We start from the raw sequence: 14217 nt of genomic DNA on the forward strand, positions 1-14217 counted from the left end.
TGGGCATAGGGTGTCCTTGTGGAACAGGTATCTCTCGAGCTGACGGTAGGTCCGGTCGCCCATGGCGGCTGGTGTGTGGCGCGCCATGAAGGGCGCGTGGTGTTCGTACGGCACGCCTTGCCGGGCGAGCGGGTCATCGCCGACGTGACCGAGGAGACCACCCGCTTCCTGCGGGCCGACGCCGTGGAGATCCTGGAGGCCTCGCCCGACCGCGTCGTGCCGCCCTGCCAGTACGCCGGGCCGGGGCGCTGCGGCGGCTGCGACTGGCAGCACGCCACCCCGGAGGCGCAGCGGCGGCTCAAGGCCCAGGTCGTGGCCGAGCAGCTGCACCGGCTCGCCGGCATCGAGCGCGAGGTCGTGGTGGAGGAGGTGCCGGGGGCCAAGGACGGGCTCGGCTGGCGCACCCGCGTGCAGTTCGCCGCCACGTCCGGTGGCGAGCTGGGCTTCCGCAAGCACCGCTCGCACGACATCGAGATCGTGGACGCCTGCCTGATCGCCCACCCGGAGGTGGAGGCCGTCGCGGTGGAGAGCCACCTGTGGCCGGGGGCCTCCGGCGTCGAGGTCATCGCCTCGTCCAGCGGCGACCGGGCCGTGGTGGTCGCGCCCCGGCCCCGGCGCAGCGTCACCGTGCCCGACCTGGAGGCGCCCGCCTCGATCCTGCTCGACCAGGGCAAGGGCCGCACCGTGCCGCGGCGCGGGTCCGGCGTGCTGCACGAGCAGGTGGGCGACCGGGAGTTCCGGGTGGCGGGCAGCGGCTTCTGGCAGGTGCACCCGGGGGCGGCGGAGACGCTGGTGGACGCGGTGCTGGCGTACGCGGCCCCGGAGCCGGGGGAGTGGGCCCTCGACCTCTACTGCGGCGTCGGCCTGTTCGCGGCCGGGCTGGCCGAGGCCGTGGGTCCCGAGGGGGCGGTGTTCGGGCTGGAGTCGGAGGCGGCGGCCGTCCGCGACGCGCGGGCCAACCTGCGTGACCTGCCGCAGGCCAGGGTGGAGCGGGGGCGCGTGGAGGAGGCGCTCGACCGCTTCCAGATCGAGCGGGCCGACATCGTGGTGGTGGACCCGCCGCGGGCCGGGCTGGGGCGAGAGGTCGTGGACCGGATCGCCTCGCTGGACGCGCTGCGCATCGTGTACGTCTCCTGCGACCCCGCCACGCTCGCCCGCGACCTGGCCTGGCTGCGCGAGCGCGGCTACACGCTGTCCGACCTGCGGGCCTTCGACGCCTTCCCGATGACCCATCACGTGGAGTGCGTGGCACTGCTGGTCAAGGCCTAGGACGTGCCTCTGGCCAGCGCAACGGACCAAGTCTCATGGCGTCTCCGGGAGCCTCTGGAATTCTCAGCATCATGACGCACCGGTGACGCACGATCACGAAAGCGCCCCGCGGCCCGAACCGGGCCGCGGGGCGCTGTGCACTCCTCATCGTTGCGGCTCCGTCCCACGAACGATCCCAGGGCGAACCCATCCTTGATCGCGCTCTCGGTGATCTTGCGGCGGCCCGGCCGCGGTGTGCGCCGCGCAGGTGACGACGGCAACGAGGAGACCGGCCGAGGTATCTACGCCATGGCTCGGCCGATCTGGGACGAGCTGACTGACCGAGGAGCACGCACGCCGGCACCCGGCCGGCGAAACGTATTCGAGCCACCCGACCGGCGCGCCCGCCGCAACGAGCGGTCTTCGGTACGGACACGCGTACGAGAGAGGCAGCAGCATGACCGAGATCACCGTTCTCAGGGCCGTCACCTTCGCGGCGGTCTTCGTGGCCCTCCTCGTCGCGCACAGCGTGGGCGACCACTGGGCCCAGACCAACCACCAGGCCCGCCACAAGGCGGCGCCCGGCCGGGCCGGCCGACTGGCCTGCCTTCGCCACGTTGCCACCCTGACCCTGACCAAGCTCAGCGCCCTGGGGGCGCTGCTGCTCGTCACCGGCCTGAGGCCGTCCCCGCTGTACGTCGCGGCGGGGCTGCTGGCGGACGCGGCCTCGCACTACTGGGCGGACCGCAGGACCACCCTCGCCTGGCTGGCGGAGAAGGTCGGCAAGGGCGAGTTCTTCCGGATGGGGCTGCCCCGGCCAGGCCATGACGACGCCCCGCACCTCGGCACCGGGCGGTACGCCCTGGACCAGTCCTGGCACCACGCCTGGCTGTTCGTCACCGCCCTCATCATCGCGGCAGGTGCGAACGGATGAACCGGGCCAAGCGGCCCGCCCAGCCTGACCCGCAGATAGCGCCCGGCGAGGACGGGTGCGTGGCGCTCGCGCCGGCGCTTTCCGGCGTGCTGCGGGGGTTTCGGTCACCCGCGATGGCCTGCGCAGACGCCCCAGCGGTCACTCTGGTTTACTCCTGCTTTAAGGAAATGTCCCGATTTTGATGACAAATCGGTATCGGTCCCGACAGAATGCGGTGCCATCCAGCGTCTACCGCAACTGGAGGAAAACCCCTATGCGTAGACCCCTTGGGGTACTCGCCGCAGCCGTAAGCCTGGCAGCGATCGCCACGCCCGCAAGCGTGGCCGAGGCCGCCGCGGCGTCGGGAGCGGCGGCGGAGGCGGCCAGGTGCCGCGTCAGCGTGGCCAAGCCGCGCGTCAGCGACACGCTCAAGATCCAGACCTCGGCCGCCCGCCGCGGCTGCTCCGGCTCGGCGCTGCTTCGCATCCGCATCAAGCGCGCCGTCCCGGGCGCCGACCCGGTCGTCAAGAGCGGCGCCACCAGGAACGGCCGCATCACCCTCGCGCTCCCCTGCGAGCCGGGCACCTATTACGCGGTGGCCACCGACTACCGCGGCCGCACCGCCAAGTCCAGGGCCGCCAGGCTCACCTGCACCCCGGGCAGCGGCACCCCGACCCCCACCCCCACTCCCACCCCCACGTCGCCGTCCCCCACCTCCACCCCCACCACGCCGCCCCCCGCGAACGGCACCGTGGGCTCGGCCGAGGAGAACGAGGTCGTCAGGCTGACCAACGCCGAGCGCGCCAAGGGCGGCTGTCAGCCGCTCAAGCACGACGCTCAGCTGAACGCCGCGGCGCGCGGCCACTCCGCCGACATGGCGGCGAAGAACTACTTCAGCCACGACTCCCAGGACGGCCGCAGCTTCATGGACCGCATCAGGGCGGCCGGCTTCACCGGCGGCTCCGGCTGGGCCGAGAACATCGCGGCCGGGCAGACGAGCCCCGCCTCGGTGGTGCAGGCGTGGATGAACAGCTCCGGGCACCGGGCCAACATCATGAACTGCAAGTACACGCTCATCGGGGTGGGCGCGGCGAAGAACTCCTCGGGCAAGATCTACTGGACGCAGGACTTCGCCGCGAAGTGACGCACCAGAGCTAGAGGGACGCGCGCAGGCGGCCGAGCTCGTCGGCGATGCCGGCCAGGCTCCAGTGGGCGTTCAGCCCGCTGGGATTGGGCAGCACCCAGACCCTGGCCCCGCCGACGAGCTCGTCCCTCGGGCCGATGGCCGCCTTGGGCCGGGCGAAGGCTGTGCGGTAGGCGGAGACGCCGAGCACGGCCAGCACCCGGGGGCCGATCCCGGCCACCTTGGCGGCCAGCGCCGTCCCGCCCGCCACCAGCTCCTCCCGGGTCAGCTCCGAGGCCTTGGCGCTGGCCCGCGGCACGATGTTGGTGATGCCCAGCCCGTACGAGGGCAGCAGGTGCTGCTCGGCGGGCGCCAGCAGGCGGGGCGTGAAGCCGGACAGGTGCAACGCCGGCCAGAACCGGTTGCCCGGCCGGGCGAAGTGGTGTCCGGTGGCCTCGGACAGGAGGCCGGGATTGATGCCACAGAACAGCACGTCGAGCGAGGGACCGAGGATGTCTTCGAGCACGTGCCGGAGATTAGCCCATGTCCTCGAGTTTGCGGCCCTTGGTCTCCCTGACCCACTTGGTCACGAAGAGGAACGACAGGAGGGCGAAGAGGGCGTACATGGCGTACGTGAGCGGCAGGTTCCAATCCGCCAGGGCCGGGAACGACACCGTGATCGCCCAGTTGGCGATCCACTGGGCCGCCGCGGCGACGCCCAGGGCGGCGGCGCGGATGCGGTTGGGGAACATCTCCCCGAGCAGCACCCAGACCACCACGCCCCACGACAGCGCGAAGAACAGCACGAACAGGTTGGCCCCGATGAGCGCGATCGCGCCCTGCGGGTCCGGCAGGGAGACCGCCGCGCCCTCGCCCCTGGCGAAGCTGAACGCCCACGCCGCGGTGGCCAGCGCGATCGCCATCCCGGCCGAGCCGATCAGGAGCAGCGGCCTGCGCCCGATCTTGTCCACCAGCGAGATCGCGATGAACGTGCCGACGATGTTGATGATCGAGCTGGAGAAGCTGATCAGCAGGGAGTCGCTCTGGTTGATGCCGACCGACTGCCACAACACGGACGAGTAGTAGAAGATCACGTTGATGCCGACGAACTGCTGGAAGACCGACAGCACGATGCCGATCCACACGATCGGCAGCAGCCCCAGCGCGCTGCCGCGCAGGTCCCGCAGCCCCGGCACGCGCTCGGTGCGCAGCACGCGCTGGATCTCCGAGATGCGGCCGTCGAGGTCCACGTCGTCGCCCTCGACCTCGGCCAGCACCTCGCGCGCCCGGCTGGTGCGGCCCGACATGATCAGATAGCGCGGCGACTCGGGGATGTTCAGCGCGAACAGCAGGTAGAAAACGGCCGGCACGACGCAGGCGCCCAGCATCCACTGCCACGCCTGCAGCAGCCACAGGTGGTTGTTGACGTCGTCGCCGGCCATCCGCACGATCACGTAGTTGACGAGCTGCGAGACCGCGATCCCGAGCACGATGGCCAGCTGCTGGAACGACCCCAGCCGCCCCCGGTAGGCGGGCGGGGCCACCTCGGCGATGTACGCGGGGCCGAGCACCGACGCCATGCCGATGGCGAAGCCCGCGATCACCCGCCAGAGCGCCAGGTCCCAGATCGCGAACGGCAACATCTGCCCGATCGAACTGACCGCGAACAGCAGCGCCGCGACCTGCATCGACCGCGTACGCCCCAACCGGTCGGCCAGGCCACCCCCCACCCAGGCGCCCAGGGCCGAGCCCAGCAGCGCGATGGCCACCACGAAGCCGATCTCGACCGGGCCCACCTGGAAGTGCTTCTGGATCCCGACCACCGCGCCGTTGATGACGGAGCTGTCGTACCCGAACAGGAACCCGCCGATGGCCGCGGCGGCCGTGATGAACACGACGTGGCCCAAATGCTCATGATGGGTGTATTGAGTAGCCATGCCGGACCTTCCCCCGAATGGTCGGGGAACTACCCGCTGATCACCCTTGTATGCCCATCAGAGCCGCGGGTCGACGGGCTCCGATTCCAGCGCGAGCACGGCGAACACCGGCTCGTGCACCCGCCAGCCCGCCTCGCCCTCCGCCAGCCGCGACAGCGCCTCGAGGCCGAGGACGTACTCGCGCAACGCCATCGAGCGCTTCTTGCCGAGGAAGCGCCGGCGCAGCACGTCGAGCGACTCGGTGTAGTCGGGGCCGTAGATGATGCGCAGGTATTCACGCCCGCGCACTTTGACCCCCGGCTGCACCCGGCCCGGCGTGTACGCGGCCGGCTTGACCACCATGCCCTCGCCGCCGGCCGCCGTCATCGACTCCCACCAGGCCGTCGCCTCGGCCCTGGACTCGGGGGAGTCCAGCGTGACGAAGACGTGCCGGGTGCCGGTGATCAGCGGCGAGTCCAGCAGCCCCAGCGTGGACAGGTGCCAGGCGTGCGGCTCCAGCGCCGTGGCCCGCCCTTCGCAGGCCAGGATCTGGAACGGCGCGACCCGGATCCCCTCCAGGCCGTCGACCGGCCAGCAGTAGCGTGCGTAAGCGTCGCGGAACAGGGCAGCGTTGTCGAGGCGGCGTCGGGTGCGGTCCAGCAGATCGCTCACACCCAGCCCGCGCCCGGCCGCCGCCTCAAGGGCCGAGACCGCCTCGGGCAGCGCGGCGCGGGCGGCCGCCCCGACGGAGGCGTACTGCGACCTGATCAGCTCGCCGGCCTTCGCCGACCAGGGCAGCAGCTCACAGTCGAGCACCACCCAGTCGGAGCCGAGCTCGGCCCAGAGCGGCTCGCACGCCGCGCGCAGCCGGTCGACCAGCGGCGCGGTGTCGGCGAAGAACGGCCGCCCGGTACGCGTGTAGATCGCGCCCGCGCTCCCGTCGTCCACCCCGAACCTGGCCGCGGCCACCTCGGGCGTCCTGGCCAGCACGGCCACGGCCCGCGAGCCCATGTGCTTCTCCTCGCACACGACCTCGCGCACCCCGGCGGCGGCGAACTCCTCGAACGCCTCGTGCGGGTGCTCCAGGTAGCCGTCGAGCTTGGAGGTCTCCGGCGGGGCCATGGTCGGCGGCAGGTAGACCAGCCAGCGCGGGTCCACCGCGAACCGGCTCATGACCTCCAGCGCGGCGGCGGCGTTCTGCTCCATGACCTTGACCCGGGAGCCGAACCTGGTCTCGACGTGCCGGGTGCCGATCACGTCGCCGATGTCGAGCATGCCGGGGTCGCGGCCCGTGGCGGACAGCGGCTTGGCCGGCTCGTACCAGACCTTCTCGGCCGGGACCTGGACGATCTGCCGCTCCGGGTAGCGCAGCGCGGTCAGGTGACCGCCGAACACGGCACCGGTGTCGAGGCAGATCGTGTTGTTGACCCACTCCGGCCGGGTGGTCGGGGTGTGGCCGTAGACGACCATGGCGCGGCCGCGGTATTCGTCGGCCCAGGGGTAGCGGACCGGCAGGCCGTACTCGTCGGTCTCGCCGGTGGTGTCGCCGTACAGGGCGAACGCGCGTACGCGGCCGGAGGCGCGGCCGTGGTAGGCCTCCTTCAGGCCCGCGTGCGCGACGACCAGCCGGCCGCCGTCCAGCCGGTAGTGGCTGAGCAGCCCGTCCATGAACACCCTGGCCCGCTCCACGAACTCGGGCGGCTGCGCGGCGAGCTGGTCGAGCGACTCCTGCAGGCCGTGCGCGGTCTTGACCTGGCGGCCGTTGAGCGCGCGCACCAGCTTCTGCTCGTGGTTGCCGGCCACGCAGATCGCGGTGCCCGCCTCGACCATGTCCATGACCAGGCGCAGCACACCCGGCGTGTCCGGGCCGCGGTCCACCAGGTCGCCGACGAACACCGCGGTGCGGCCCGCGGGGTGGCGCAGGCCCTGCCAGCCGAGCTCGCGCAGCAGCGTCTCCAGCTCGGAGCGGCAGCCGTGCACGTCGCCGATGATGTCGAACGGGCCGGTCAGCTCGGTCTTGTCGGACCACGCCTTCTCGTACGTGATCGCGGCCTGGTCGACCTCCTCCAGGCCGCGCAGCACGTGCACCCGCCGGAAGCCGTCGTTGGAGATCTTGCCGAGCGAGCGGCGCAGGTCCTTGCGCTGCCGGATCACCACGCCGGGACCGAAGTCGCGGTCGGGGCGGGTGGCGTTGCGCTCGATGGCCACCTCCTCCGGCACGTCGAGGACGATCGCGTCGGCCAGCACGTCGTGCTTCCTGGCCAGGTCGATGAGGCTCTTGCGGGCGGCGTACTGGACGTTGGTGGCGTCGACCACGGTGAGCAGGCCCCTGGCCAGGCGCACGCCGACGATGTGGTGCAGCAGGTCGAAGGCCGCCGGGGTGGCCGCCTGGTCGTTCTCGTCGTCGGAGACCAGGCCGCGGCAGAAGTCGGAGGAGATGACCTGGGTGGGCTTGAAGTGCCTGCTCGCGAACGTGGACTTGCCGCTGCCGGACACGCCGACGAGCACCACGAGGGAGAGCTCAGGAACGCTGATCACGGGTGAACACTCCCATCTGGGTGGGCGGGCCGACTTCGGGGTCGTCGTCGCCGACCGGCTCGACGGCGACCTGGTAGCCGAACTGGCCGGCCACCCGCTGGGCCCAGGCGGCGAACTCGGCGCGGGTCCACTCGAAGCGGTGGTCGGGGTGGCGCAGGCCGGTCAGGAACTCGTAGCGGACGTTGTGCTCGATGTTGGGGGTGGTGACGAGCACGTGCCGGGGCCGGGCGCGGTCGAACACGACGCGTTCGAGCGCGGCCAGCCGGGGCGGGTCGACGTGCTCGATCACCTCCATGAGGACGGCGGCGTCGTAGCCGGCCAGGCGCTTGTCGGCGTACGTCAGCGCGCCCTGGAACAGGGTGAGCCGGGCGCGCTTGGCGTCGGGCATGCGCTCCAGGCGCAGCTTGCGGGCGGCGATGGTGAGCGCCATCGAGGAGACGTCCATGCCGCCGACCCTGGTGAAGCGGGGCCTGGCCAGCAGCGCGCCGACCAGCTCGCCCTGGCCGCAGCCGAGGTCGATCACGCTGGCCGCGCCGAGCTGCTCCAGCTTGGCCAGCACGGCCTCGCGCCGCCGCACGTTGAGCGCCTTCGGCTTGGGCACCTCACCCTGCCCGGGAACCGGAGCCTCGCCCTCCCGCGCCTCGCCCTCCCGCGCCTCGCCCTCCCGCGCCTCGTCCTCCTGGGCTTCGGCCTCCGCGGCGGCGGCCTCGTCGGCGGCGGTCACGTCGGCGGGGGCCTCCTCCTCGACCGCGGGCTCCAGCCGCTCCTCGGTCTCGTCGCCCAGCTCGGCCAGCCGGGCCAGCGCGGTGCGGGCCAGGGCCCAGCGCCGCCCCAGGTAGCGCCGCGTGATCAGACCGCGCTCGGGATGGCCGTGCAGCCAGCCCTCACCGGCCCTGATCAGCTTGTCCACCTCGTCGGGCGCGATCCAGTAGTGCTTGCCGTCGTCGAGCACGGGCAGCAGGACGTACAGGTGGTTGAGCGCGTCCTGCAGGCGGGTGGTCCCGCGCAGGGAGAGCCCGACATAGCGGGAATCACCCCAGTCGGGGAAGCCCTCGTCCAGCGGCACCGGCCGCGCGTCCACCTCCCAGCCGAGCGGCTCGAACAACCGCCGCGCCAGCTCGGGACCGCCCCGGCAGGGGAGCGCGGGCAGGCGCAGCTCCAGCGGCAGCGACGTGCCGGGCAGCTCGGGACGGGCCTTGCAGCGGCCCGCCCGCGCGGTGCGGAACACGTCGGCCAGCGCCACGGCCAGCAGCGAGGAGGCCGCGTAGGGCCGGTCGTTGACGTACTGGGAGAGGCTGAAGTCGGGCGAGTTCTTGCCGCGCGACCTGACCAGCGCGATCGGGTCCACCTGAAGCATGAGCGCCGCCGTGCAGCGCGCGTCGCCCGCCTCGGGGTAGAACACCGTGGCCGTCCCGAACGACTGGCTGAACTCCTGCACCCGCTCTGGATGCTTGTGCAGGAGAAAGCCCAGGTCTGTGGCGGGCCGGGCGGTGGTGGAGATCGTCAGCAGCACCCCCCAAGTCTGCCGTAACCCCGCAAAGCGCCGCTATTCGATTACTACACGTGCGGCAGCACCTCGGCGGCGATCAGCTCCAGGTGCTCCAGATCGCTCAGGTCCATGATCTGCAGGTAGACCCGATCGGCGCCCAGCTCGGCGAGCTTGCCGAGCTTGTCCAGCACCTCGGCCGGCGTGCCGGCCAGGCCGTGCTCGCGCAGGGTGACGGGGTTCTCGCCGATGGCGGCCGCGCGCCGCTCGACCTCCGCCCGGTCCGCCCCGACCACGACGGTCTGCGCCGCCGACAGCAGCAGCGTACGGCCGGTCGCCTCGCACGCCTGCCGCACCCGCACGAACGCCGCACCGGTGTCGGCCGGCGTGTGGAACGGCACGTTGTACTCGTCCGCGTACGTCGCCGCCAGCCTCGGCGTGCGCTTGGTCCCGAGGCCACCGATGATCAGCGGCGGCCTTGGCCGCTGGGCCGGCTTGGGCAGCGCGGGGGAGTCGGCCAGCCGGTAGTAGCGGCCCTCGAAGGAATAGCCCTTCTCCGCCGTCCACAGGCCGGTGATGATCTCCAACTGCTCCTCGAACCGCCCGAACCGCTCACCCAGCGGCGGGAACGGGATGCCGTACGAGGAATGCTCGCCGTCGTGCCAGCCGGTGCCGAAGCCCAGCTCCACCCGGCCACCGCTCATCCGGTCCACCGTCGCCACGCTGATCGCCAGCGGCCCCGGCAACCGGAACGTGGCCGGCGTCACCAGCGTGCCCAGCCGGATCGTGGAGGTGTCCCTCGCCAGGCCGGCCAGCGTGATCCACGCGTCGGTCGAGCCGGGGCCCGGGTCACCCGGATCGAGGCGCTGGTAGTGGTCAGACCGGAAGAAAGCATCGAAACCCAGCCGTTCGGTGGCCTGAGCGACGGCGAGCAGGTCGTCATAGGTCGCGCCCTGCTGGGGCTCGGTGAAGATCCGCAGCTTCATGAGCACATTATCCGCACACAACGGACGCGAACCGGAAAAGGCCCGCGCCACGCCGTACGGGCTTGCTAGCGTTCACCCGCCAGGCCGTTTGTAGCCGATCGACCACCTGGGGTGGCCCATGCCTCGGCACAGGAGGGAGCCCGGTACGCTCCCGCGTCCGCTCGCCGTTCTCGGCGCGCTCGCCCTCACCGCCGCCACCGCGGCGGCGATCCACCTGCTCCCCGCGGGAGCGGCTCCGCCGCCCGCGCGCCCGCCGGCCGCGCGGGCTCCCGCCAAGCCTCCGCCCGCGACGGCGGAGCAACCGGCCGCCGCGTTCGTGGCGTTCGTCGACACCGCCCGCGAGCCCGCCTTCGACCTGCCGGCCGACTCCCGCCGCACCGGAGTGCGCCGCTACGCCCTCGGCCACCTCGTCGCGGGCGGCGACGGCTGCGCCCCCAAGTGGAGCGGCCTCGCCGACCCCGGCCGGAACCCGGTGGCCAACCGGATCGGCCGGCTCAGGGCGATGGGCGGCGACGCCGCCCCGGTCTTCGGCGGACCCGCCGGCCAGGAGCTGGCCGCCACCTGCACCAGGCCGGGCGGCCTGGCCGCCGCCTACCGCCGGGTGGTCGGGGCGTTCGACGCCGGCAGCATCGACTTCGAGGTCCGCGACAGCGCCGACCGGGCCGCCGTGCTGCGCCGCGCGCGGGCCATCCACGCCATGCAGCGCGAGCAGCCGCTGCGGGTCAGCTTCACGCTGCCGCTGCGCCGGTACGGGCTGGCCGCGGGCGACGTCGAGATGTTGCGCGCCACCCGCCAGGCGGGCGCGGAGATCGGCACCGTCAACCTGCTGGCGCCCATCGAGCCCCGCGACACCGAGGGCGGGCGCCTGGGCCGGGTGGCGACGGCCGTGGAGGCCGCCGGGGAGCAGATCGCGCTGGCCCAGGACCTGGCGGACCCCGCTGAGGCGTGGCGGCGCATCGCGCTGACCCCGGTGCTGGCCGGCGAGGGCGACCTGACCGAGCTCGACGCCCGCAAGCTGGCCGCGTACGCCGCCCGTCACGGGCTGGCATGGTTGTCACTGCGGGGAGTCACGCCAAAGCCGGACGTGTCACGAATTCTTTGGCGAAGTCCACCCTGAAGATAGGATCTCGCTGACCGGGGAGGTTGTTCAGTCAGCAGGGGAGGGCGTGATGGCGACGCGTCCGGAGACCGCGAGGAAGATCCTGCTCTACTGGATGGACGGTTCCGTCGCGCTCGTGGCCCTGATGTACGTGGTGCTCACGCTCGCGGCGGTGGTGGAGGGCCGGCTCCCCATCCCGCAGATGGTGCTCGTCCTCGTCCTGCTGGCCGGCTTCTTCGGGCTCTTCCCTCTCATCCTGAGGGCGGCCTTCGAACACCGCCCCAAGCCGTCGCCGAGACTGCTGATCGCGGGGCTGTTCTCCGTGGCGCTGATGCTGCAGCTGGGCGACGCGACGGCCGTATGGGTGGACACGTCGATGTTGTGGCTGGCGCTGGCCGCGCTCCACCTGAGGACGTGGACGACGGTATGGCTGTCCGCGACGGTGGTCTCCGCGATCACCGTCTACGTCGTCCTCATCACCGGACGGTCATGGCCGGGCATCCTGGCCGCCGAGGCGTTCAACGCCGTCATGATGATCCTGGCCATGCTGTTGTGGCGCTGGCTCTGGTGGGTGATCAGGGATGCTCACAAGAGCCGCGAGGCCAGGGCCCGGCTGGCCGTGGCGGAAGAGCGGCTGCGCTTCGCCCGCGACCTGCACGACCTGCTCGGACGCAGCCTGTCGGTCATCACGCTGAAGAGCGAGCTGGCCGCCAAGCTCGCGACCAAGGATGTGGACCGCGCTGCCGAAGAGATGGCCATGGTGCGCAGGCTGGCCGGGGAGTCGTTGTTCGAGGTGCAGCAGGCGGTGCACGGCTACCAGGAGCTCGACCTGGACGAGGAGCTCGTGGGGCTGCGCGCCGCGCTCGAGGCGGCCGGCGCGGACTGCGCGATCGAGGCCAGCGTCGACGACCTGCCGCCACCCGCCAGGGCGTTGCTGGCCTGGGCGGTGCGCGAGGGGGGTACGAACGTCCTCAAGCACAGCACGGCCACGCGGTGCGCGATCAGGATCGACGGAGGCGTGCTCGAGATCCGGAACGACGGCGTGACGGCGCATTCGGCGGCGCCCGGCAACGGCCTGCGCGGCCTGTCCGAACGGCTGGTTACGGCGGGCGGCTCGGTCACCGCCGGGCCCACGCCGGACGGGGAGTTCCTCCTGCGCGCGGCGGTCCCGGCGTGAAGGCGTTCGACCGGATGCGGAACGCGTCCAAGCTGACCAAGGTCCGCTGGCTGATCGTCTACTGCACGGACATCATCCTGCTGTTCCCCCTCCTCGGATATCTCGGCTTCTACCTGAGCTGGCAGGCGGGCGGCCCGGTGCTCAAGGTGCTGGCCGGGTGCGCCCTGCTGCTGACCTTCAACGTGCTCAGCACGCGACCGTTCCGGATCGCCGTCAGAGGTGGCCCGCGGCCCACCGCCATCCTGGCGGTCACCGGGGCGATCGTCCTGGTGCTGCTGACCGTGTTCTCACAGGTCTGGGCGATCCCCACCTGGATGGCGCTGCTGGCGCCCTTCGTCCGCCTGCGTGCGGCCGTCGTCCTGTCCGCCGCCTCGATCGTGCTGGCCAACCTGTACATGTGGTGGGACGGCGGGTGGGACATCGCCCTGCTGGTGGCGGTCCAGGCCCTGTTCACCGTCGTCAGCGTGGGCGCGGTGCGGGCCAACCTGGCGCTCTGGCGCCTGACCCGGGAGGCGCACGAGGGTGAGGAGGCGCTGGCCAGGCTGGCGGTCTCGGAGGAGCGGCTGCGCTTCGCCCGCGATCTCAACGACCTGCTCGGACAGAGCCTCAGCGACGTGGCGGTGAGGACGGAGCACGCCGAGCACACCCTGCCCGCCGACCGGGAGGCGGCCGCGGCCGAGATGTTCGAGGTGCGCGACCTGGCCCGGCGGTCGCTGCGCGAGGTGCGCACTGTCGTGCAGAACTACCGGGCCGTGGACCTGGACGAGGTCCTGGCCAGCGTGCGGGCGGTGCTGGAGGCGGCCGACGTGCGCTGCACCGTGCGCGCGGAGACCGGCTCGCTGACGCCCGAGACGCGCACGCTGCTGGCCACCGTCGTACGCGAGGGCGCGACGAACGTGCTCAAGCACAGCAGGGCCGAACGCTGCACGATCACGATCGAGGATGGGGTGCTGGAGATGTCCAACGACGGGGTGAGCGGGCCGGTGGGTGAGCACGCCCCCAACGGGCTGGCCGGGCTGGCGCAGCGGGTGCGCGCGGCGGGCGGGACCCTGGAGGCGGAGCCGACCCACGAGGGCCGCTACCTGCTGCGGGCGGCGGTGCCGGCATGACCACGCGCGTGCTGCTGGCCGACGACGAGCACCTGATCCGCGGTGCCATCGCGGCCCTGCTCGACCTGGAGGACGGCATCGAGGTCGTCGCCCAGGTGGGGCGCGGCGACGAGGTCATGGCCGCCGTCGCCGAGCACCGGCCCGACGTGGCCGTGCTCGACATCGAGATGCCGGGCATGGACGGCCTGAGCGCGGCCGAGCAGATCAGCTCCCAGTGCAAGATCGTCATCCTGACGAGCCTGGGCCGCCCCGGCTACCTGCGCCGGGCCATGGCGGCGGGCGTGAGCGGCTTCCTCGGCAAGGACGCCTCGGCGGAGGAGCTGGCGATGGCCATCCGCAAGGTCCAGGGCGGCGGCCGCTATCTGGACGCCGAGCTGGCGGCGGCCGCGATGGCCGCCGGCGACAGCCCGCTGACCGAGCGCGAGCGCGACGCGCTGCGCCTGGCCGGCGACGGCGCCACGATCTCCAGGATCGCCGCCGAGCTGCACCTGACCGAGGGCACGGTACGCAACTACCTGTCGAGCGCCATGACCAAGCTCAACGCCCAGAACCGCCTGGAGGCCATCCGCACGGCCCAGCGCATGGGCTGGCTCTGACCTCCCGGAAGAGGCCCCGAAAAGAC

12 protein-coding genes are annotated in these 14217 nt (G+C 72.3%); 7 read left to right on the top strand and 5 right to left on the bottom strand.

Annotated features, from left to right (window positions below; all coding sequences use genetic code 11):
* Positions 1 to 39: 39 nt before the first annotated feature.
* The 3 genes from AB0J69_RS09860 to AB0J69_RS09870 all read left to right on the top strand — a co-directional run bounded on the left by AB0J69_RS09860 (position 40) and on the right by AB0J69_RS09870 (position 3305).
* Positions 40 to 1269 (top strand): class I SAM-dependent RNA methyltransferase, encoded by a 1230-nt coding sequence (locus AB0J69_RS09860; protein ID WP_364115154.1) that lies wholly within the window; start codon positions 40 to 42, stop codon positions 1267 to 1269.
* Positions 1270 to 1705: 436 nt separating this feature from the next.
* Entirely contained in the window at positions 1706 to 2182 is a 477-nt protein-coding gene (locus tag AB0J69_RS09865) for a DUF3307 domain-containing protein (RefSeq protein WP_364114848.1), read from the top strand.
* A gap of 253 nt (positions 2183 to 2435) precedes the next feature.
* On the top strand, positions 2436 to 3305 hold the full coding sequence (locus AB0J69_RS09870; protein ID WP_364114850.1) for a CAP domain-containing protein: 870 nt from the start codon (positions 2436 to 2438) through the stop codon (positions 3303 to 3305).
* 10 nt (positions 3306 to 3315) lie between these two features.
* Here the strand turns inward: AB0J69_RS09870 and mug are convergent, their stop codons facing one another.
* The 5 genes from mug to AB0J69_RS09895 are packed head-to-tail and all read right to left on the bottom strand — an operon-like array spanning position 3316 to position 10210.
* Positions 3316 to 3810: a G/U mismatch-specific DNA glycosylase gene (gene mug, locus AB0J69_RS09875; protein WP_364114852.1), complete on the bottom strand. Its 495-nt coding sequence runs from the start codon at positions 3808 to 3810 to the stop codon at positions 3316 to 3318.
* Positions 3811 to 3820: 10 nt separating this feature from the next.
* On the bottom strand, positions 3821 to 5221 hold the full coding sequence (locus AB0J69_RS09880; protein WP_364114854.1) for a sugar porter family MFS transporter: 1401 nt from the start codon (positions 5219 to 5221) through the stop codon (positions 3821 to 3823).
* A 57-nt stretch (positions 5222 to 5278) separates the two neighbouring features.
* Positions 5279 to 7738, bottom strand: coding sequence for a polynucleotide kinase-phosphatase (locus AB0J69_RS09885; RefSeq protein ID WP_364114856.1), 2460 nt, complete (start codon positions 7736 to 7738; stop codon positions 5279 to 5281).
* Positions 7722 to 9251: a 3' terminal RNA ribose 2'-O-methyltransferase Hen1 gene (locus AB0J69_RS09890; RefSeq protein WP_364114858.1), complete on the bottom strand. Its 1530-nt coding sequence runs from the start codon at positions 9249 to 9251 to the stop codon at positions 7722 to 7724. The genes AB0J69_RS09885 and AB0J69_RS09890 overlap by 17 nt, the downstream gene beginning before the upstream one ends.
* Positions 9252 to 9295: 44 nt before the next feature.
* Positions 9296 to 10210: an LLM class F420-dependent oxidoreductase gene (locus tag AB0J69_RS09895; RefSeq protein ID WP_364114860.1), complete on the bottom strand. Its 915-nt coding sequence runs from the start codon at positions 10208 to 10210 to the stop codon at positions 9296 to 9298.
* 118 nt (positions 10211 to 10328) lie between these two features.
* Between AB0J69_RS09895 and AB0J69_RS09900 the strand changes: the two genes are divergently transcribed.
* The 4 genes from AB0J69_RS09900 to AB0J69_RS09915 are packed head-to-tail and all read left to right on the top strand — an operon-like array spanning position 10329 to position 14191.
* Positions 10329 to 11327, top strand: a complete 999-nt coding sequence (locus AB0J69_RS09900) for a hypothetical protein (protein WP_364114862.1) — start codon at positions 10329 to 10331, stop codon at positions 11325 to 11327.
* Between the two features lie 52 nt (positions 11328 to 11379).
* Positions 11380 to 12486, top strand: coding sequence for a histidine kinase (locus AB0J69_RS09905; protein WP_364114864.1), 1107 nt, complete (start codon positions 11380 to 11382; stop codon positions 12484 to 12486).
* The gene (locus AB0J69_RS09910; RefSeq protein WP_364114866.1) at positions 12483 to 13595 is read left to right on the top strand and encodes a histidine kinase; all 1113 of its coding nucleotides are present in this window, start codon (positions 12483 to 12485) and stop codon (positions 13593 to 13595) included. Before AB0J69_RS09905 ends, AB0J69_RS09910 begins: the two co-directional genes overlap by 4 nt.
* Positions 13592 to 14191, top strand: coding sequence for a response regulator transcription factor (locus tag AB0J69_RS09915; RefSeq protein ID WP_364114868.1), 600 nt, complete (start codon positions 13592 to 13594; stop codon positions 14189 to 14191). The genes AB0J69_RS09910 and AB0J69_RS09915 overlap by 4 nt, the downstream gene beginning before the upstream one ends.
* Positions 14192 to 14217: the final 26 nt, after the last annotated feature.

Origin of the sequence: Nonomuraea sp. NPDC049709, from assembly GCF_040674815.1 — a bacterium.
Lineage (GTDB): Bacteria > Actinomycetota > Actinomycetes > Streptosporangiales > Streptosporangiaceae > Nonomuraea.

Excerpts from the sequence above, each read along its gene's own strand:
- AB0J69_RS09870 (WP_364114850.1), top strand. The coding sequence starts at position 2,436 with ATGCGTAGACCCCTTGGGGTACTCGCCGCAGCCGTAAGCCTGGCAGCG.
- AB0J69_RS09865 (WP_364114848.1), top strand. The coding sequence starts at position 1,706 with ATGACCGAGATCACCGTTCTCAGGGCCGTCACCTTCGCGGCGGTCTTC.
- AB0J69_RS09915 (WP_364114868.1), top strand. The coding sequence starts at position 13,592 with ATGACCACGCGCGTGCTGCTGGCCGACGACGAGCACCTGATCCGCGGT.
- AB0J69_RS09900 (WP_364114862.1), top strand. The coding sequence starts at position 10,329 with ATGCCTCGGCACAGGAGGGAGCCCGGTACGCTCCCGCGTCCGCTCGCC.
- AB0J69_RS09905 (WP_364114864.1), top strand. The coding sequence starts at position 11,380 with ATGGCGACGCGTCCGGAGACCGCGAGGAAGATCCTGCTCTACTGGATG.
- AB0J69_RS09895 (WP_364114860.1), bottom strand. The coding sequence starts at position 10,210 with ATGAAGCTGCGGATCTTCACCGAGCCCCAGCAGGGCGCGACCTATGAC.
- AB0J69_RS09880 (WP_364114854.1), bottom strand. The coding sequence starts at position 5,221 with ATGGCTACTCAATACACCCATCATGAGCATTTGGGCCACGTCGTGTTC.